Source organism: Streptomyces sp. CA-249302 (genome assembly GCF_050936785.1).
Classification (GTDB): Bacteria; Actinomycetota; Actinomycetes; order Streptomycetales; family Streptomycetaceae; genus Streptomyces.
In genome coordinates this window covers 2,012,904-2,032,620 of record NZ_JBNJMG010000001.1, presented here as the reverse complement: position 1 = coordinate 2,032,620, position 19,717 = coordinate 2,012,904, and the positions used below count along the sequence as shown (strand labels likewise).

The 19,717-nt window shown below is 69.9% G+C and carries 12 protein-coding genes; 5 read left to right on the top strand and 7 right to left on the bottom strand.

Annotated features, from left to right (window positions below; translation table 11 throughout):
• Positions 1 to 16 precede the first annotated feature (16 nt).
• Positions 17 to 1,186 carry an S-methyl-5-thioribose kinase gene (gene mtnK / locus ACQEWB_RS09170; RefSeq protein ID WP_432828913.1) on the top strand — a complete coding sequence of 390 codons (1,170 nt, stop codon included), beginning with the start codon at positions 17 to 19 and terminating at the stop codon, positions 1,184 to 1,186.
• On the opposite strand, the gene ACQEWB_RS09165 is transcribed toward mtnK, so the two are convergent.
• The 5 genes from ACQEWB_RS09165 to ACQEWB_RS09145 all read right to left on the bottom strand — a co-directional run bounded on the left by ACQEWB_RS09165 (position 1,122) and on the right by ACQEWB_RS09145 (position 9,496).
• Complete coding sequence (locus ACQEWB_RS09165; RefSeq protein ID WP_432828911.1) at positions 1,122 to 4,100, bottom strand: NACHT domain-containing protein; 2,979 nt, start codon at positions 4,098 to 4,100, stop codon at positions 1,122 to 1,124. The genes mtnK and ACQEWB_RS09165 overlap by 65 nt on opposite strands.
• A gap of 254 nt (positions 4,101 to 4,354) precedes the next feature.
• Complete coding sequence (locus ACQEWB_RS09160) at positions 4,355 to 5,971, bottom strand: FAD-dependent oxidoreductase (protein ID WP_432828909.1); 1,617 nt, start codon at positions 5,969 to 5,971, stop codon at positions 4,355 to 4,357.
• Between the two features lie 47 nt (positions 5,972 to 6,018).
• Positions 6,019 to 7,557, bottom strand: coding sequence for a glycerol kinase GlpK (gene glpK / locus ACQEWB_RS09155; protein WP_432828907.1), 1,539 nt, complete (start codon positions 7,555 to 7,557; stop codon positions 6,019 to 6,021).
• Between the two features lie 49 nt (positions 7,558 to 7,606).
• A complete protein-coding gene (locus ACQEWB_RS09150) occupies positions 7,607 to 8,407 on the bottom strand; it encodes an MIP/aquaporin family protein (protein ID WP_432828905.1) in 801 nt (266 codons plus the stop codon).
• Positions 8,408 to 8,731: 324 nt separating this feature from the next.
• On the bottom strand, positions 8,732 to 9,496 hold the full coding sequence (locus tag ACQEWB_RS09145) for an IclR family transcriptional regulator (protein ID WP_432828903.1): 765 nt from the start codon (positions 9,494 to 9,496) through the stop codon (positions 8,732 to 8,734).
• Positions 9,497 to 9,782: 286 nt separating this feature from the next.
• On the opposite strand from ACQEWB_RS09145, the gene metH reads away from it, so the two are divergent.
• The 4 genes from metH to ACQEWB_RS09125 all read left to right on the top strand — a co-directional run bounded on the left by metH (position 9,783) and on the right by ACQEWB_RS09125 (position 17,887).
• The gene (gene metH / locus ACQEWB_RS09140) at positions 9,783 to 13,298 is read left to right on the top strand and encodes a methionine synthase (RefSeq protein WP_432828901.1); all 3,516 of its coding nucleotides are present in this window, start codon (positions 9,783 to 9,785) and stop codon (positions 13,296 to 13,298) included.
• Positions 13,299 to 13,483: 185 nt separating this feature from the next.
• Positions 13,484 to 14,179, top strand: coding sequence for an HAD family hydrolase (locus ACQEWB_RS09135; protein ID WP_432828899.1), 696 nt, complete (start codon positions 13,484 to 13,486; stop codon positions 14,177 to 14,179).
• 452 nt (positions 14,180 to 14,631) lie between these two features.
• Positions 14,632 to 16,236: an ABC transporter substrate-binding protein gene (locus ACQEWB_RS09130; RefSeq protein ID WP_432828897.1), complete on the top strand. Its 1,605-nt coding sequence runs from the start codon at positions 14,632 to 14,634 to the stop codon at positions 16,234 to 16,236.
• Between the two features lie 70 nt (positions 16,237 to 16,306).
• A complete protein-coding gene (locus ACQEWB_RS09125; protein WP_432828895.1) occupies positions 16,307 to 17,887 on the top strand; it encodes an ABC transporter substrate-binding protein in 1,581 nt (526 codons plus the stop codon).
• A gap of 102 nt (positions 17,888 to 17,989) precedes the next feature.
• Here ACQEWB_RS09125 and ACQEWB_RS09120 read toward each other — a convergent pair whose 3' ends face one another.
• The gene (locus ACQEWB_RS09120) at positions 17,990 to 18,661 is read right to left on the bottom strand and encodes a response regulator (protein WP_020141342.1); all 672 of its coding nucleotides are present in this window, start codon (positions 18,659 to 18,661) and stop codon (positions 17,990 to 17,992) included.
• A 14-nt stretch (positions 18,662 to 18,675) separates the two neighbouring features.
• Positions 18,676 to 19,692: a RecB family exonuclease gene (locus tag ACQEWB_RS09115; RefSeq protein ID WP_432828892.1), complete on the bottom strand. Its 1,017-nt coding sequence runs from the start codon at positions 19,690 to 19,692 to the stop codon at positions 18,676 to 18,678.
• Positions 19,693 to 19,717 lie beyond the last annotated feature (25 nt).

Below are 19,717 nucleotides of genomic sequence, written 5' to 3'. Positions count from 1 at the left end.
TCGAGGAGTTCGTACGATGGGCTACCGCATCCTGGAGACCGACGACATCCCCGGCTACCTGCACGAGCGGGGCCACTGGCCGGACGTGACCGACATCCACGTCCGCGAGGTCTCGGACGGCAACATGAACCGCGTCTTCCTCGCGTCCTCCACCGACGGCACCCGCAGCGTGGCCGTGAAGCAGGCGCTGCCCTGGGTGCGGGTGGCCGGCCCGTCCTGGCCCATGAGCCCCGACCGCGCCGACGCCGAGGCCCGGGCCTACGACCAGATCGCGCGCGTGGCCCCCGACAAGATCCCGTCCGTCCACGGCTACGACCCCGAGAACTACGCCCTGGTCATGGAGGACATGTCGGACCTGGAGGTCCTGCGCACCCTCCTCAACGAGGGCGCGGCATACGGCCCCGACACCTCCGCCCGCATCGGCGAACTGGTCGCCCGACTCTCCTTCGCGACCAGCGACTTCGGCATGGACTCGGCGTCCCGCAAGGCCCTGATCGCGGCCTCGGTCAGCCCGGAGCTCTGCAAGATCACGGAGGACGTGGTCCTCTCCGAGCCGTACATCGAGCACGAACACAACCACTGGCACCAGGACTTGACAGACCTGGCGTCCGAGTTCCGCGCGGACACCCGCCTCCGTACGGAGGTCGCGGACCTGAGGCATCTGTTCATGACCAGCGCCCAGGCCCTCCTCCACGGCGACCTGCACACGGGCAGCATCATGGTCGGCGAACGCGAGGGCACCCCGGTGGTCCGGGTCTTCGACCCCGAGTTCTCCTTCGTCGGCCCGATCGGCTTCGACCTGGGCCTGTACTGGGCGAACGCACTGGTGTCGGAGGAACGGGCGAGGGCGTTGGGCCGCCTGACGGACCATGCGGACCAACTCCGCCTGTCCTGGGAGGCGTTCGAGAGGGAGTTCCGCGCTCTGTGGCCGACCCGCGTGGACACGTTCTTCGACGACGCGTACCTGGACCGCTTCCTGCGCCGGGTCTGGACGGAGTCCCTGGGCTACGCCGGCACGGAGATCATCCGCAGAATCATCGGCTTCGCCCACCTGACGGATCTGACGACGCTGCCGGACCCGGTCCCGGCCTCCCGGCGCGCGCTGCTCCTCGGGCGTGAACTCATCGTGCGTCGCGCGGAGTTGACGGGACCGCAGGAGGTACGGGTGGCGGTGGAGCAGGGCTGACCGGTACGCCCCGGCCCGATACGTCCTCCCCGGCGAGGTGCCCCTGCAGGCGCAGGTGCCGGAACTCGAAGTACGCCCCGGACCGGCGCAGCACCCCGCGCCGGTGGGCGTCCTCCAGGAACGCCATCAGCCGCCACGGCATCCGGCCCGTCGCCGCCAGCCACACCCGGGTCACCGTGAAGCGGCCCCAGGCACTGAGCGCGAGCGCCGCCGTACCCAGCGGCAGCCACAGCTGGGTGCCGATGTGCACAAGCCCGCCCCAGTCGCCGGGCAGCGCCACGACCGGCAGGCTGACACCCGCCACGACGAGGGCGACGAGGCCGCCACGGGCCAGGGACGCGATCCGGTCCGTGCGCAGGGAGGAACCCGGACCCGTGGCGCGCATCACGTCGGACGGCACGCTCAGCGCGCGATGGACACCGCACACACAGCCGCCCACCACGCCGATCAGCACCCCGGCCGCCACGAACGGCGGCAGACAACGGGCGACGACCCCCGAGACCGGGCCCCGGGCCAGCCAGGCCCGGGCCGCTTCCGGCAGCAGGGTCCGCAGCTCGGCCGCGTACGCGACTGTCACCCGCCCCCCGCCCCCGGCCGGGGTCAGCCGGACCACGACGCTGCCCTCCCGGGCCTCGAACTCCGTGCCCCGGGCGGTGAATCCGACGCAGCTGCGGTCCCGCAGCAGGGGCAGGGCGCAGTCGGGCGGCTGGGCGCCCTCGGGGTAGGCGACGGGCCGTGCGCCGTCTCCGGGCAGGAGCAGGATGCCGCGCTGCGGACGTACGGTGACGGCCGTCCTGACCCCGTCGTCCCGCTCCGTGAACCGCCAGCCGTCGATCCACCGACCGTCCAGGTCGGCCGCCGGACGGGCCTTGACGGCGGTCACCGCCACCGCTGCCAACCCGGCCGCCGTGCAAGCGGTGACGCCGACCAGCAGCGAGGCGGCGGTGCCCCGGACCAGACCCGCGGCGAACCGGCGCGCGATGTGCCCGGCACGGACGCCCTGCGTCCCGTCCTGTCCGCCCCGCCAGGTCCCGCTCAGCAGCAGCGCGCCGCCCGCTCCCGCGCAGGCGGTGCCGACGATCACCGTCCACGGGCTGCCGTTGCGGCCGAGGAGCACCACCCCGCTCGCCGCGGCGCCGCCCACCAGCAGCGCGGCACCGCAGACGCGCGCCGTCGCCCGCCCGGCGGCGCCGCTCCAGGGCAGCCCCAGCGGGGCCGGTCGCTGCGGCAGCCCGGCGATGCCGAAGAACAGCGTGAACAGCAGGGAGAACAGACAGCCGCCGAGCAGATCCGGCAGCCAGCCGTCGGTCACCCCGCCGAAGCGGAAACCGAACCGCAGGTCGTCCGCCCAGGCGAAACCGGCCCACAGCGGCACGCTCACCGCGGCGGTGAGCGTCGCGAGGCGGAGCACGAAGCGCCGGTCCGCAGGGGTCTCGTCGGCAGGCAGGAGACGGGCCACCCCGAAGGCGAAGCCCAGGGTCTGCCCGGCCAGGCCGGCGACCGTCGACGCGAGGTCCTCCACGGCGAGATCGCCCGCCGCGCGCGCCAGTGTGACCGGCAGCAGCAGCGCGCAGAGCATGGTCAGCGACAGGAGCCCGGGCGCGTACATCCCGAGGGCCCGCGGCAGCAGCGAGTCCAGCTCCCACCAGGCCAGCCGGCCGCGCCCCCGGGCCTGCAACAGCCGGGCCAGCAGCGAGAGACGACGGACGGCGTCGGAGGCGGTCCGCGCCCCGGCCGGGCCGTAGGCGGCGGGGACGAAGGCGCCGAGCAGGTGCTCCTCGACGGCTTCCTGTGTCGGGAAGCGCTCCCGGTCGAGCAGTTCGGCGGGGTCGTCGGAGGTGTCCCCGTACACGGTGCGGGCCAGCGACACCATCAACGGGGTGGTGAGGGCGCATGCCAGCGGATGCTCCGGCAGGTCGGCGAGCCGCCGCAGCACAGGTGTCCATACGGTGACCGTCGCGTCGTCGTCGGTGCGCAGTGGGCGGGCGGTCCGCTCCAGGTGGGCGCCGGCCTGACGCAGGTCGAGCGGCAGCAGTTCGACCACCTCGGCGGCGGTGAGCACGTCGCTGTCGGCGACCGCCGCCGCCCACGGCTCGCTCCGGCTGGTGAGCAGCAGCGGCAGGTCGTCGTCGAGCCCGGCGTTGAGACGGCGCACGGCTTCGCCGTAGGAGTGCGGCGCCAACTCGTCGAAGCCGTCCAGGACGGGCAGTACGAGTCCGGCGTCGAGCAGGGCACGGGCGAGCGTGCGGCCGCCGTCGGCCGGGGCGGCCAGTGGCCGGTAGTCGAGGGCGAGCCGCTCCGCCAGCCACACGCGCAGCCCGGTCCGCCTGGGGTCCCAGCCCGCCAACGGAAAGATCACCGGAACCGGTCCACCGGGCCGCCGCGCGGCCAGCCTGCTCAGCACGAACCGCATCGCCAGCACGCTCTTGCCGGACCCCGGCCCGCCCAGCACCACCAGACGCCGCCCCGGCAGCGCGGCGAACGCCCCGGTCACCTCCTCGATCCGCCCATCGCGCGGCGCGGGCAGCGCCCCGGCCCGCCTGACGTTCTGCGGATGGTCGGCCAACCGCCGGTCGGCGGGCGCCCACCGCACGTCCAGGGGCACCGGGTCCTGCAGTCGCCGTAACCGGGCCTCGGTCGCCCACTGTTCACGTACCGCCTCCGCGAGGGCGTCGGCCGCGAGGCGACGGCGTTCGTCCGCCGACCGCCCGGCGGGTTCGGGATCGCCGCGCAGGACGTCGGCGACCAGCGCGACGACGGACACGAAGGCGCCGATCGCGGAGACCAGGACACCCGCCGTCGCCGCGTCCCGCCACCACTCGCGCAGCACGCCCGCGAGCGCCACCAGGGTCAGCCCGCACACCAGCAGCCCCAGCCGCCGACGGACCCGCGCACCGTGCCAACCGCCTCGCATATGCCAGCTCCCCATGACCGCGCCACCGAGTCGAAGCCTCCCGTTCTAGCGGGCGGCACGGAGGGCGAACCCCCTGTTCGAAACACGTCTGAGGGAGCGTGCGGAGGTGTTCGAGGGGCGGTTGGGAGCGCGTGGTCATGATCCGGAAGCACAGGCCACTGGCATGGCCGTGATCGTGGCCGTGGCCGTGGACAGACAGATACAGGTAGGGGCGGCGCCCGCGATGCGGGAGCCGCCCCTACCTGTCCTGGGTCCTACTTCTTGTCGAGCAGGTCCTGCACCTTGCCCCGGACCTCGTCCGTGGCCAGGCCCCGAATGGTCAGAGTCGTCCGACGACGCAAGACGTCATCCACCGTCTCGGCCCACTCGTTGTCCCGCGCGTAAACAACCTGCGCCCAGATCTCCGGCGCATCCGCATGCACCCGCTCACCCAACTCGGGGTTCTCATTGGCCAGTCGAGCGATATCGAAGGCCAACGACCCGTAGTGCGTGGCAAGGTGCTTCGCCGTGTCGGCCGCCATCCGCGGCCCCGGCGCCGGATTGTCCACCAGCAACCGGTGCGCAACAGCACGCGGGTTGGCGACACCCGGCAGCGGCAGCTTCTTCGGCAGAGAAGAGATCGGCTCGAAGTCGTCGCCCAGCGGAGCGCCCGGCAGCGACTCCAGCTTCTGCATCACCGTACGACCGATGTGCCGGAAGGTCGTCCACTTGCCGCCCGCGACGGACAGCATCCCGCCCCGGCCTTCCGTGACCACGGTCTCCCGCTTGGCCTTGGCCGTGTCACCGGGCCCGCCCGGCAGCACCCGCAGACCCGCGAAGGAGTACGTGATCAGGTCACGCGACAGCTGCTGGTCCCGGATCGAGAACGCGGCCTCGTCGAGGATCTGGGCTATGTCCTTCTCGTTGACCGCGACGTCCGCCGGGTCACCCTCGTACTGCTCGTCGGTGGTACCGAGAAGGAGCATGTCCTCCCAAGGCAGAGCGAACGTGATCCGGTACTTGTCGATCGGCGTGGCCAGCGCGGCCTTCCAGGGCGCCGTCCGCTTCAGGACCAGATGCGCGCCCTTCGACAGCCGGATCGACGGAGCGGCATTGGGGTCCTCCATCCGGCGCAGGTGGTCGACCCACGGCCCGGTCGCGTTGAGCACCAGCCGGGCGTTGACGCCGAACTCGTCGCCGGAGGTGCGGTCGCGCAGGTCCGCGCCCGTCACCCGGCCCTTGGTGAACCGCAGTCCGGTCACTTCGGCGTGGTTCAGCACCACCGCACCCGCCTCGACGGCCGCGCGGACCGTCATCAGCGCCATGCGGGCGTCGTTCATCTGGTCGTCGCCGTAGACCGCGACGGCCTTGAGGTTGTCGGTGCGCAGCTCGGGCACGTCCTGGGCCGCCTTGGCGGGGGACAGGAGGTGACCGACGCCGTCGCCGAAGGCGGAGAGCGCGGAGTAGGCGAAGACGCCCGCCCCGAGCTTCGCGGCGCCGTGCGGCCCGCCCTTGTACACGGGGAGGTAGAACGTGAGCGGGTTCGCCAGGTGGGGAGCCACCTGGCGGGAGACCGCACGGCGCTCGAAGTGGTTCTCCGCCACCAGCTTCACCGCGCCGGTCTGCAGATAGCGCAGACCGCCGTGGAGCAGCTTGGAGGAGGCGGAGGAGGTGGCGCCGGCGAAGTCGCCGGCGTCGACCAGAGCCACCCTCAGGCCGGACTGCGCGGCGTGCCAGGCGGTGGAGATGCCCAGGATGCCGCCGCCGATGACAAGAAGGTCGTACGACGCCTTGGCGAGCTGCTCCCGGGTCTCGGCGCGGCTCGGGTTGGAGCCGGAGGCCGGGCGCGTACCGAGGGCAGGCACGGACTGGAGGGTGGTCTGACTGGTCATTTCGGGTTCTTACTCCTCATCAGAACCGACGGGCTTCCAGGTGCTCGTCAGCTCTCGTCCTCGATCCAGCCCATGGTCCGCTCGACGGCCTTGAGCCAGGTCTTGTACTCACGGTCGCGGGTCTCCGCGTCCATGCGGGGGGTCCACTCGGCGGCCCGGCGCCAGTTGGCGCGCAGGTCGTCGGTGCTGGTCCAGAAGCCGACGGCGAGACCGGCGGCGTAGGCGGCGCCGAGGCAGGTGGTCTCGGCGACCATCGGGCGCACCACGGGGGCGTCCAGGAAGTCCGAGAGGGTCTGCATCAGCAGGTTGTTGGAGGTCATGCCGCCGTCGACCTTGAGGGCCGCGAGCTCGACGCCCGAGTCCTTGGTCATGGCGTCCGTGATCTCGCGGGTCTGCCAGGCGGTGGCCTCCAGGACGGCACGCGCGAGGTGCGCCTTGGTGACGTACCGGGTGAGGCCGGCGATCACACCGCGGGCGTCGGAGCGCCAGTGCGGGGCGAACAGACCGGAGAAGGCCGGCACGAAGTAGGCGCCGCCGTTGTCCTCGACGGAGAGCGCGAGCGTCTCGATCTCGGCGGCGGTGGAGATCAGACCCATCTGGTCGCGCATCCACTGCACCAGCGAACCGGTGACGGCGATGGAACCCTCGAGGGCGTACACCGGAGCGTCGTCGCCGATGCGGTAGCCGACGGTGGTCAGCAGGCCGGAGTACGAGTTGATGATCTTCTCGCCGGTGTTCATCAGCATGAACGTGCCGGTGCCGTACGTGGACTTGGCCTCGCCCTCGGAGAAGCAGGTCTGGCCGAACAGGGCCGCCTGCTGGTCGCCGAGCGCGGAGGCGACCGGGATGCCGCCGAGCAGGTCGCCCAGCTTGCCGCCGGTGACCTCGCCGTAGACCTCGGCGGAGGAGCGGATCTCCGGGAGGATGGCCAGCGGCACGCCGATGGACTCGGCGATCTTGTCGTCCCACTCCAGCGTGTGGAGGTTCATCAGCATGGTGCGGGAGGCGTTGGTGACGTCGGTGTAGTGCTTGCCGCCGTTGACACCACCGGTCAGGTTCCAGATGACCCAGGTGTCCATGGTGCCGAAGAGGATGTCCCCGGCCTCGGCGCGCTCACGCAGGCCCTCGACGTTGTCGAGCAGCCAGCGGGCCTTCGGGCCGGCGAAGTACGAGGCCAGCGGCAGGCCGGTCTCGCGGCGGAAGCGGTCCTGCCCGACGTTGCGGCCGAGCTCCTTGCACAGGGCGTCGGTGCGGGTGTCCTGCCAGACGATGGCGTTGTGGACGGGCTCACCGGTGTTCTTGTCCCACAGCAGCGTGGTCTCACGCTGGTTGGTGATGCCGATGGCCTTGATGTCGTCGCGGGTGATGCCGGCCTTCTGGATGGCTCCGGCGACGACTTCCTGGACGTTGGTCCAGATCTCGTTGGCGTTGTGCTCGACCCAGCCCGGCTTCGGGAAGATCTGCTCGTGCTCCTTCTGGTCGACGGAGACGATACGGCCGTCCCGGTCGAAGACGATGCAGCGGCTGGAGGTGGTGCCCTGGTCGATCGCGGCGATGAAGGGGCCGGCGGTGTGCGCGTCGGTCACTGTGTGCTCCTGGGTTTCAGTAACTGAAGAGGACTGGTCTACCGGTGCTTTAAGCAAAGGCGATGTTGTAGATGCCCGCAGCGATGGCGCCGCCGATCAGCGGACCGACCACCGGGACCCAGGCGTAGCTCCAGTCGGAACCGCCCTTGTTGGGCAGGGGGAGCAGGGCGTGCACGATGCGGGGACCGAGGTCACGGGCCGGGTTGATCGCGTAGCCGGTCGGGCCGCCGAGGGAGAGACCGATCGAGACGACGACCAGCGAGGTGATCAGGGCGCCCAGGACGCCGAGGCCGTTGCCGTTGTCGTTGAGGCCCTGCGTGAGCACGGCGAGCACCAGCACGATGGTGCCGATGATCTCGGTGGCGACGTTCTGCCAGGCGACACGGACCTCGGGGCCGGTGGAGAAGATGCCCAGGACCGGGCCCGCGCCCTTCTCCTGCGCCTCGACGGCCTTCGACGTGGTGGCCTGCGCACCCGGACCGCCGACGATCTCCTTGTCGGTGAGGTGCGCGTGGAACTGGCCGTAGTAGGCGACCCAGACCAGAGCCGCACCGATCATGGCGCCGAGCAGCTGCCCGCCCCAGTAGACCGGAACGTCGCTCCAGGAGATGCCGTTGTCCTTGAGCGCGAGCGCGAGGGTGACGGCCGGGTTCAGGTGGGCGCCGGAGAGCGGTGCCGAGGTGTAGACCGCCGTGAGTACCGCGAAGCCCCACCCGAAGGTGATGGCGAGCCAGCCGGCGTTACGGGCCTTGGAGGCCTTCAGCGTCACGGCGGCGCAGACGCCGCCGCCGAGCAGGATGAGTATGGCGGTACCGATGGTCTCGCCGATGAAGATGTCGGAGCTGGACACCCGCGACTCCTTTGTCCTTCGTCCAGGGGACCGAACCCCGGGTCCCACCGGGAGTTCGAGCTGCCCTCGGGGGTGAGAGCGTTGCCGGCCCTTGGCGTTGTCACACTCTAGCGCGTATTGCCGGTAGGTGTTCGACAATGCCGACCGATGGACGGGAGTCTTGCTCCGGCGTTACGCGCACGTCAAGAGTTCTGTTGTCGAAAACACGATCGTTATTGATCGCTGTCGGCTGGTTCGCCCGTTATGTCAGAGTACGGACAAGGCCGGGACGCGCCATCGCGCCCCGGCCTTTCGCCTATGTCTCCCGGACTCCGTTACGGCAGCTCAGAACCGCCCCGCACCCAGATCCCGGGACACCGCGCGGGCGCAGTCCCGCACCGCCGCGATGAGCTCCGGACGCAGCTCCCCGTCCCGGCACAGCCGCTCCACGGCACCCGTGATCCCCACTGCCCCCACCGGCATCCGCCGACGGTCGTGGATGGGGGCGGCGACCGACGCGACGCCCTCCCAGGTCTCCTCCACGTCGGCCGCGTAGCCACGCGCGCGTGACATGTCGAGGATGTGCTCGAAGTCCTCCAGCTCGCACACGGTGCGGTCCGTGAAGGGCTTGCGGTCGGCCTCGATCACCTCGCTGTGCGCCACCGGGTCGTACGCCGACAGGACCTTGCCCAGGGCCGTGGAGTGCAGGGGCTGCATGGCCCCTATCTCCAGCACCTGCCGGCTGTCGTCGGGCCGGAAGACGTGGTGCACGATCAGCACGCCCTGCTGGTGCAGGACGCCCAGATACACGCTCTCGCCGCTGGACCTGGCCAGGTCGTCCGTCCACACCAGGGCACGCGCGCGCAGTTCGTGGACGTCGAGATAGGTGGTGCCCAGGCGCAGCAGCTCGGCGCCCAGCTGATAGCGCCCGGAGGCGTCGTCCTGCTCGACGAAGCCCTCCTGCTGGAGGGTGCGCAGAATGCCGTGGGCGGTGCCCTTGGCGAGGCCCAGCGACGAGGCGATGTCCGAGAGACCGAGCCGCCGCTCGCCGCCCGCGAGGAGCCGCAGCATCGCGGCCGCCCGTTCGAGCGACTGGATGTTCCGTGCCATCGCCGTACTGCCTCCGTCCCCTTGGACCGCCGACGTAACGTCGTCGATACTTCCGTTCGGCAATGTCGAACACTACCGGTCGATGCCGACCCACCGCTAATAGTCGGTCGGCATCCGTTGCGTCACTGGTATCCCGGGAGTGACCTGCCCGTCATCCTCGTCCGCCCCGTGGACGCCTATGACCATCCCCGGGGCGACCCGGTTACTCTGGCGAAGTGCGCCCACCGCGGAGAGTTCCACGGGCCACGCCAAGCCGACAGCCGTCGCACCAGAGGGAGCCCCTTTCATGGCCTCGTCGCCACTGACCCCTTCCGCCGACAGCCGGACCCGTGTGTCCGCGCTCCGTGAGGCACTGGCCACCCGAGTGGTGGTCGCCGACGGAGCGATGGGAACCATGCTCCAGGCCCAGGAGCCGACCCTGGAGGACTTCGAGAACCTCGAGGGCTGCAACGAGATCCTCAACGTCACCCGGCCGGACATCGTCCGGTCGGTCCACGAGGCGTATTTCGACGCCGGCGTGGACTGCGTCGAGACGAACACCTTCGGCGCCAACTACGCGGCGGCGGCCGAGTACGACATCGCCGACCGCGTCCTCGAACTGTCGGAGGCCGGCGCCCGTATCGCCCGCGAGACCGCCGACGCCTACGCCTCCCGCGACGGGCGCCAGCGCTGGGTGCTGGGCTCCATCGGCCCGGGCACCAAGCTGCCGACGCTGGGCCACATCGGGTACACCACGATCCGCGACGCGTTCCAGGAGAACGCCGAGGGCCTGATCGCGGGCGGCGCCGACGCGCTGATCGTGGAGACCACCCAGGACCTGCTCCAGACCAAGGCCGCCGTGATCGGCGCCCAGCGCGCCCGCGAGATCTCCGGCCTGGACGTCCCGATCATCGTCTCCGTCACCGTGGAGACCACCGGCACCATGCTGCTGGGCTCCGAGATCGGCGCCGCGCTGACCGCGCTGGAGCCGCTCGGCATCGACATGATCGGCATGAACTGCGCGACCGGCCCGGCCGAGATGAGCGAGCACCTGCGCTACCTCGCCCGGCACTCCCGCATCCCGCTGTCGTGTATGCCGAACGCCGGCCTCCCGGTCCTCGGCAAGAACGGCGCCACCTATCCGCTCACCCCGCCCGAGCTGGCCGACGCTCACGAGAACTTCGTCCGTGACTACGGCCTCTCTCTGGTCGGCGGCTGCTGCGGCACCACCCCCGAGCACCTGCGCCAGCTGGTCGAGCGTGTCCGGGACGTCACCCCGACCGAGCGCAACCCGCGCCCCGAACCCGGCGCCGCCTCCCTGTACCAGACCGTCCCCTTCCGTCAGGACACCTCGTACCTGGCCATCGGCGAGCGCACCAACGCCAACGGCTCGAAGAAGTTCCGCGAGGCCATGCTGGACGCCCGCTGGGACGACTGCGTGGAGATGGCCCGCGAGCAGATCCGCGAGGGCGCCCACATGCTGGACCTCTGCGTGGACTACGTCGGCCGTGACGGTGTCGCCGACATGGAGGAGCTGGCCGGCCGCTTCGCCACCGCCTCCACCCTGCCGATCGTGCTGGACTCCACCGAGGTCCCGGTCATCCGGGCCGGCCTGGAGAAGCTCGGCGGCCGCGCGGTCATCAACTCCGTCAACTACGAGGACGGCGACGGCCCCGAGTCCCGCTTCGCGAAGGTCACCAAGCTCGCGCAGGAGCACGGCGCCGCGCTGATCGCGCTGACCATCGACGAGGAGGGCCAGGCCCGCACCCCGGAGAAGAAGGTCGAGATCGCCGAGCGGCTCATCGACGACCTCACCGGCAACTGGGGCATCCACGAGTCGGACATCCTCATCGACACCCTGACCTTCACCATCTGCACCGGTCAGGAGGAGTCCCGCAAGGACGGCATCGCCACCATCGAGGCGATCCGCGAGCTCAAGCGCCGCCACCCGGACGTGCAGACCACGCTGGGCCTCTCCAACATCTCCTTCGGCCTCAACCCGGCCGCCCGCATCCTGCTCAACTCCGTCTTCCTCGACGAGTGCGCCAAGGCGGGCCTGGACTCGGCGATCGTGCACGCGTCGAAGATCCTGCCGATCGCCCGGTTCAGCGAGGAAGAGGTCCAGACGGCCCTCGACCTGATCCACGACCGCCGCGCCGAGGGCTACGACCCCCTCCAGAAGCTCATGCAGCTCTTCGAGGGCGCCACCGCCAAGTCCCTCAAGGCCGGCAAGGCCGAGGAACTGGCCGCCCTCCCGCTGGAGGAGCGCCTCAAGCGGCGCATCATCGACGGCGAGAAGAACGGCCTGGAGGCCGACCTCGACGAGGCGCTGCAGGACCGCCCCGCCCTCGACATCGTCAACGACACGCTCCTTGACGGCATGAAGGTGGTCGGCGAGCTGTTCGGCTCCGGCCAGATGCAGCTGCCGTTCGTGCTCCAGTCCGCCGAGGTCATGAAGTCCGCGGTCGCCCACCTCGAACCGCACATGGAGAAGTCGGACGCCGAGGGCAAGGGCACCATCGTCCTGGCGACCGTGCGCGGCGACGTGCACGACATCGGCAAGAACCTCGTCGACATCATCCTGTCCAACAACGGCTACAACGTCGTCAACCTCGGCATCAAGCAGCCGGTCTCCGCGATCCTGGACGCCGCCGCCGAGCACCGCGCCGACGTCATCGGCATGTCGGGGCTCCTGGTCAAGTCCACGGTGATCATGAAGGAGAACCTGGAGGAGCTCAACTCCCGGGGCCTCGCCGTCGATTACCCGGTCATCCTGGGCGGCGCCGCGCTGACCAGGGCGTACGTCGAACAGGACCTGCACGAGATCTACCAGGGCGAAGTCCGCTACGCCCGGGACGCGTTCGAGGGCCTGCGCCTGATGGACGCGCTGATCGGCGTCAAGCGGGGCGTGCCCGGCGCCCAGCTGCCGGAGCTCAAGCAGCGCCGGGTGCGCGCGAGCGCCGTACAGGTGGAGGAGGAGCGCCCGGAGGAGGGGCATGTCCGCTCCGACGTCGCCATCGACAACCCGGTCCCCGCCCCGCCGTTCTGGGACACCCGCGTCATCAAGGGCATCCAGCTCAAGGAGTACGCGAGCTGGCTCGACGAGGGCGCGCTGTTCAAGGGCCAGTGGGGCCTCAAGCAGGCCCGCACCGGCGAGGGACCGACCTACGAGGAACTCGTCGAGACCGACGGGCGGCCGCGGCTGCGCGGTCTGCTCGACCAGCTCCAGACCGAGAACCTGCTGGAAGCGGCCGTCGTGTACGGCTACTTCCCGTGCGTCTCCAAGGACGACGACCTGATCATCCTGGACGAGCACGGCAACGAGCGCACCCGCTTCACCTTCCCGCGCCAGCGCCGCGGCCGACGCCTGTGCCTGGCGGACTTCTTCCGTCCGCAGGAGTCGGGGGAGACCGATGTGGTCGGCCTCCAGGTCGTCACCGTGGGATCGCGGATCGGCGAGCGGACGGCCAAGCTCTTCGAGGCCAACGCCTACCGTGACTACCTCGAACTGCACGGACTGTCCGTGCAGTTGGCCGAGGCCCTCGCCGAGTACTGGCACGCGCGCGTGCGTTCCGAGCTCGGCTTCGCCGGCGAGGACCCGAACGAGATCGAGGACATGTTCGCCCTGAAGTACCGCGGCGCACGGTTCTCGCTCGGCTACGGAGCGTGCCCGAACCTGGAGGACCGCGCCAAGATCGCCGACCTGCTCCAGCCGGAGCGCATCGGCGTCCACCTCTCCGAGGAGTTCCAGCTGCACCCGGAGCAGTCCACGGACGCGATCGTGATCCACCACCCCGAGGCGAAGTACTTCAACGCCCGCTGAAAAACCGCCCCCGGGACGCACGGAAGCGCAGCTCACAGCGTCCCCGGGCGGTATTCAGGGTGTGCCCCGGACCACGCCGGATAAACAAGGCAATCCGTCCGCGACAGTCGTACACTGGTCGGTCCACTGCAGGCCGGTTCCCCAGCGGGAACCGGCCTGACCGTCCCTCAAGGAGGTGCGCCCGGATGACCAGTACGGTCCCCGCGCTCGGAACCCGTACGGCCGAAGGCTCAGCCCTGCAGGCCGTGCTCCTCGACATGGACGGAACCCTGGTGGACACCGAGGGCTTCTGGTGGGACGTGGAGGTCGAGATCTTCGCCGGCCTCGGCCATGTCCTCGACGACTCCTGGCGGCATGTCGTGGTCGGCGGCCCCATGACCCGCAGCGCGGGCTTCCTCATCGAGGCCACCGGCGCCGACATCACCCTCGCCGAAGTGTCCGTCCTGCTCAACGACGGGTTCGAGGACCGCATCGGCCGTGCCCTGCCGCTGATGCCCGGCGCGGCCAGGCTGCTCGCCGAACTCTCGGAGTACGAGATCCCCACCGCCCTGGTCTCCGCCTCCCACCGGCGCATCATCGACCGCGTGCTCGCCTCGCTGGGCCCGCAGCACTTCGCCCTGTCGGTGGCCGGCGACGAGGTGCCGCGCACCAAGCCGTACCCCGACCCGTATCTGGCCGCCGCGGCCGGACTCGGCGTGGATCCGGCCAGATGCGCGGTCGTCGAGGACACCGCGACCGGCGTCGCGGCGGCCGAGGCCGCGGGCTGTCATGTCGTCGCCGTACCCTCGGTCGCCCCCATCGCGGCCGCCGTCGGACGGACCGTGGTGACCTCCCTCGAAGAGGTCGACCTGGCATTTCTGCGCGGATTGATCACCCTCTGATCGCCGCCGATTACGGAATAGCGCCGGGCGTCGACCGAGCGTGCGGCGCGATTGGGAACAGGAATTCCCCGGGCGGACGTCCGAGGGAATTGCCGGTACGGCGGATGGCCGAATTCCGGTACCGATCCCGACCGTTGGGAATGTGAGGTTCCCCACTTGCAGCAGAGTCGACAGGTCGAACGACGTGTGCTGTGCACCCCCAATTCGGGGGCCTCGGCGCGCCCTTGTGTCCCGATTCATGGAAAGCTGCACGAATCCTTCCCCCGTCGGGTTTTCGGTCTGTCCACACCCGGTTTCGCTGCGTGATGGGTGCTCAACTCCGGTGACCGCGAACCCCCGTGCTGGTGCGGACTAATCTCATGGCGAGAACATCGCCGCTACCCCCGTGATCCGCCCGCGACACCCCTGCATGCCGGATACACGGACCTGAACAGCTCTGGAGTATCACGAGCATGAACCGCAAGACTTTGGTGCTGCCGGCCGTGGTCGGCCTGCTCGCACCCGTGCTCGCCGCCTGTGGTGGCTCCGACAGCGGCAGTGGCGGTTCCGGTGACATCGTCGTCGGCACCACGGACCGGTTCACCGCGACCAAGGACGCCCCCGCGCCGCTGGACCCCGCGTACGCGTACGACATCGGCGCCTGGAACATCCTGCGCCAGACCGTTCAGACCCTGATGATCGTGCCGAAGGGCGAGGGCGATCCGGTGCCCGAGGCCGCCGAGAAGTGCGGCTTCACCGACAGCGGCAACGAGCGCTACGCCTGCACCCTGCGCGACGGTCTCAAGTTCGCCAACGGCGACAAGATCACCGCGGCCGACGTGAAGTACTCCATCGACCGCGCCCGCGCCATCAACGCCGAGGGCGGCCCGGTCGGCCTGCTGTCCACCATCGACACCGTCGAGACACAGGGCGACAACCAGGTCATCTTCCACCTCAAGACCGCCGACGCCACCTTCCCGTACAAGCTGACGACCCCGGTCGCCGGCATCGTCAACCCCGACGACTACGAGAAGAACAAGCTCCGTGACGGCTTCGACGTCGACGGCTCCGGGCCCTACACCTTCTCGGCCGACGTGAAGAACGACGAGATCGTCAAGGCCACCTTCACCAAGAACCCCAACTACAAGGGGACGCTGACGGTGAACAACTCCAAGGTGGAGATGGTCTCCTACTCGGACGCCGACGCGATGAGCACCGCGCTCGACAAGGGTGACATCGACGTCATGACCCGCACGATGTCGCCGGAGCTGATCAAGAAGCTGTCCGACGGCTCGGACGAGAACGCCGACCTGGTCGAGATGTCCGGCCTGGAGATCCGCTACCTCGCGTTCAACACCGACGCCGCGACGGTGAAGAACAAGGCCGTACGCCAGGCGATGGCCCAGCTGATCAACCGTGGCGAGATCGTCTCCAAGGTGTACGGCACCCAGGCCGAGCCGCTCTACTCGCTGGTCCCCGCGAGCATCACCGGCCACTCCAACTCGTTCTTCAACAAGTACGGTGACCCGAGTGTCAGCAAGGCCAAGTCTCTGCTGACCAAGGCCGGCATCACCTCCCCGGTCAAGCTGACGCTGCACTACACGACCGACCACTACGGCTCCGCCACGGCCAAGGAGTTCGAGGTCCTGAAGAAGCAGCTCAACGACAGCGGGCTGTTCGACGTCAGCATCGAGGGCGCGAAGTGGGACGCGTTCATCCCGGCCGAGCGCAAGGGCGAGTACGACGTCTGGGGCATGGGTTGGTTCCCGGACTTCCCGGACGCCGACAACTACCTCGCGCCGTTCCTCGACGCGGACAACTTCCTCAAGCTGCCGTACCGGAACAGCCGGATCATCAACTCGCTGATCCCGGAGTCCCGCCGCGAGGCCGACCGGATCGCCGCCTCCTCCAGCCTCACCGCGATCCAGGACGCCGTCGCGGACGACGTCCCGATCCTGCCGCTGTGGCAGGGCAAGCAGTACGTCGCCGCCCGCGACGACGTGACGGGGACGGCGTACGCGCTCAACTCCTCCTCGACCCTCCAGCTGTGGGAGCTCGGCCGCGGCGTGAGCAACTGACCTTCCTCGTGCCCGGGGCCCCAGGGACGGTGGCCCCGGTTTCCCGACAACCGACGACAAGGCACAAGCAGTGAAGATGCGCAACCAGTGGCCGGTCCTGACCGCGGTGGCGGGGCTGGCCTCCGGCCTGCTGACGGGCTGCGGCTCGGGCAGTGGCGATTCCGGGGGGACCGGGTCCTCCGTGGTCGTGGGGATGTCCGACGACGTCCAGGCCACCGACCCGGCCTCCGGCTACGACCCCGGCTCCTGGCTGTTGTTCAACAACGTCTTCCAGTCGCTGCTCACCTTCCCCAACGGTGGCACCGAACCGGAGCCGGACGCAGCCGAGTCGTGCGCCTTCACGGACACCTCGACCAAGGTGTACAAGTGCACGCTGAAGGACGGCCTGAAGTTCAGCAACGGTGACAAGCTCACCTCACAGGACGTCAAGTTCTCCTTCGACCGCACGCTGAAGATCAACGACGACGCCGGTCCGGCGATCCTGTTCTCGATGCTCGACAAGGTCGAGACGCCGGACGAGAAGACCGTCGTCTTCCGGCTGACGGTGCCCGACGCCACCTTCCCGAGCAAGATCGCCTCCGCCGCGGGCTCCATCGTCGACCACACCCAGTACGACGGGAACAAGCTGCGGGAGGACGGCAAGGCGGTCGGCTCCGGCCCGTACAAGCTGGACTCGTTCGGCGACGACAAGGCCGTCTTCTCGGTCAACGAGAACTACAAGGGCACCGCCAAGGTGAAGAACTCCGGCGTCACCATGAAGCTCTTCCACGGCTCCCAGAACGCGCTGAAGAAGGCCCTCCAGGACAACAAGATCGACATCGCCTTCCGGGGCCTCACCGCGAGCGACATCGCCGACATCCAGAACTCCGACAACGACTCGCAGACCGAGGTCGTCGAGGGCAGCAGCGCCGAGGTCCAGCACCTGGTCTTCAACATGGACGACCCGGTCACCGGAAAGCTCGGCGTACGCAAGGCCATCGCCTACCTGATCGACCGCGACGCCCTCATCAAGGACGTCTACCAGGGCACCGCCACCCCGCTGTACTCGATCATCCCGGCGGGCATCGCGGGCCACAACACGGCCTTCTTCGACACCTACGGCGCCAGCCCCTCCCCGACCAAGGCCGCGGCCGCCCTGAAGGCGGACGGCATCACCGGCAAGGTCAAGCTGACCCTCTGGTCCACCCCGTCGCGCTACGGCCCGGCCACCGACCAGGAGTTGAAGGCGATCGCGGGCCAGCTGAACGACAGCGGCCTGTTCGACGCGGACGTGAAGTCGGTCGCCTTCGACCAGTACGAGAAGGACATCGCCAAGGGCAAGTACGGCGTGTACGTGAAGGGCTGGGTGCCGGACTACCCGGACGCCGACAACTTCACGGCCCCCTTCTTCGGCAAGGGCAACGTGCTGAGCAACAACTACACCAACAGCACCATCACCGGCACGCTCATTCCGCGCACCGCCGCCGAGAGCGACCGCGCCGCGACCGACAACGACTACGCCAGGCTCCAGGACATCGTCGCCGAGCAGCTGCCCGTCCTCCCGGTCTGGCAGGCCAAGCAGTACGCGGTGACCCGCGAGAACGTCTACGGCCTCGAGTACTGCCTCGACGCCTCGACGGTCTTCCGCTTCTGGGAACTCAGCAAGGGCTGACCCGCACCGCACACCAGAAGACCGCACACCAGAAGACCGCACACAAGAAGAGGGCGCCCTCCGGAAGGGGGCGCCCTTTCTTCTCGTACGACTACTGCTTGGCTACTGTGCGCCGGGGCGCACCAGCCCGCTCTCGTACGCGTACACCGCGGCCTGCACCCGGTCGCGCAGGCCCAGCTTGGTGAGCACGTGCCCGACATGTGTCTTGACGGTGGTCTCGCTGACGAACAGGTCGGCAGCGATCTCGGCGTTGGACAGCCCGCGGGCCACCAGCTTCAGCACCTCCACCTCGCGGTCGGTGAGCGTGTGCAGCGTGTCCGGCACGGGCTCGTCGCCGGACGGCAGGTGGGTGGCGTACTTGTCCAGCAGCCGCCGGGTGATGCTCGGCGCCAGCATCGCCTCGCCGGCGGCCACCACGCGGATCGCCTGCACCAGCTCGTTGGCCGGCGCGTCCTTCAGCAGGAAGCCACTGGCACCCGCTCGCAGCGCCTCCACCACGTACTCGTCGAGATCGAAGGTGGTCAGCACCAGCACCTTCGCCGGGCCGTCCCGCCCCGGCCCGGTGATCTGCCGGGTCGCCTCCACGCCGTCCATCCGGGGCATCCGGATGTCCATCAGAACCACGTCGGGCTGTAGTGCCCGCACCTGGTCCAGGGCCTGGAGGCCGTCTCCGGCCTCGCCGACGACCGCGATGTCCTGCTCGGCCTCCAGGATCATCCGGAAGCCGGTACGCAGCAGCGGCTGGTCGTCGACCAGTAGGACGCGGATGGCCACGTAAGTCTCCTTCGCTAGTCCGGCCCCATTCTGCCCTGCGGGACGTCCACGGACCCGACCGCCCTCACCGGCAACGGATAGGGCGGGGGAGTGCCGCCGAACTCCGGGCAGTGGGCCTGGTGGTCGCACCAGCCGCACAGCTTGGTCGGGCGGGGGCGCCACTCGCCCGTCTCCGTCGCCTGCCGGATCGCCTCCCACAGGGCGAGCAGCTTGCGCTCGACACGCTCCAGGTCGGCGAGGACCGGGTCGTACGTCAGCACGTCCCCGCTGCCGAGGTACACGAGCTGGAGCCGGCGCGGCACGACGTTCTTCAGGCGCCACACCACCAGCGCGTAGAACTTCATCTGGAACAGCGCGCCTTCGGCGTACTCGGGCCGGGGCGCCTTGCCCGTCTTGTAGTCGACGATCCGCACCTCGCCGGTGGGCGCCACGTCCACCCGGTCGATGATCCCGCGCAGCGTCAGCCCGGACTCCAGCTCCGCCTCGACGAACATCTCCCGCTCGGCGGGCTCCAGCCGGGTCGGGTCCTCCAGCGTGAACCACCGCTCCACGAGCTGCTCGGCCTCGCCCAGCCACCGCGCGAGCCGCTCCCCTTCGGGATCGTCCTCGAACAGCTCCACGACCTCGGGCCGCTTCTCCCTGAGCCGGTCCCACTGCCCGGGGATCAGCGACTTGGCCCGCGGCGCGGTCCGCTCCCCGGCCGGCGCGTCGAAGAGCCGCTCGAGCACGGCATGTACGAGCGTGCCCCGGGTCGCCGCCTCGCTCGGCTTCTCCGGCAGCCGGTCGATCACCCGGAACCGGTACAGCAGCGGGCACTGCATGAAGTCGTTGGCACGGGACGGGGAGAGACTGGCGGGCGCTATGGCGACAGGCCGCGTCGCGGGGGCCGCTGCCCCGTCCACCACTGTCTCCGTACCGGCCGTGGCGACCTCGGCCGCCGCCACCACTGTGGGCTCGGCGATGGCCGGCGCCTCCGCCTGCGCCGTACCGCTGTTGGGGGCCTGCGCCGCGCCCTCCGCGCTCGTCTCCATGCCCCAGACCTTACGGCCCGCCACT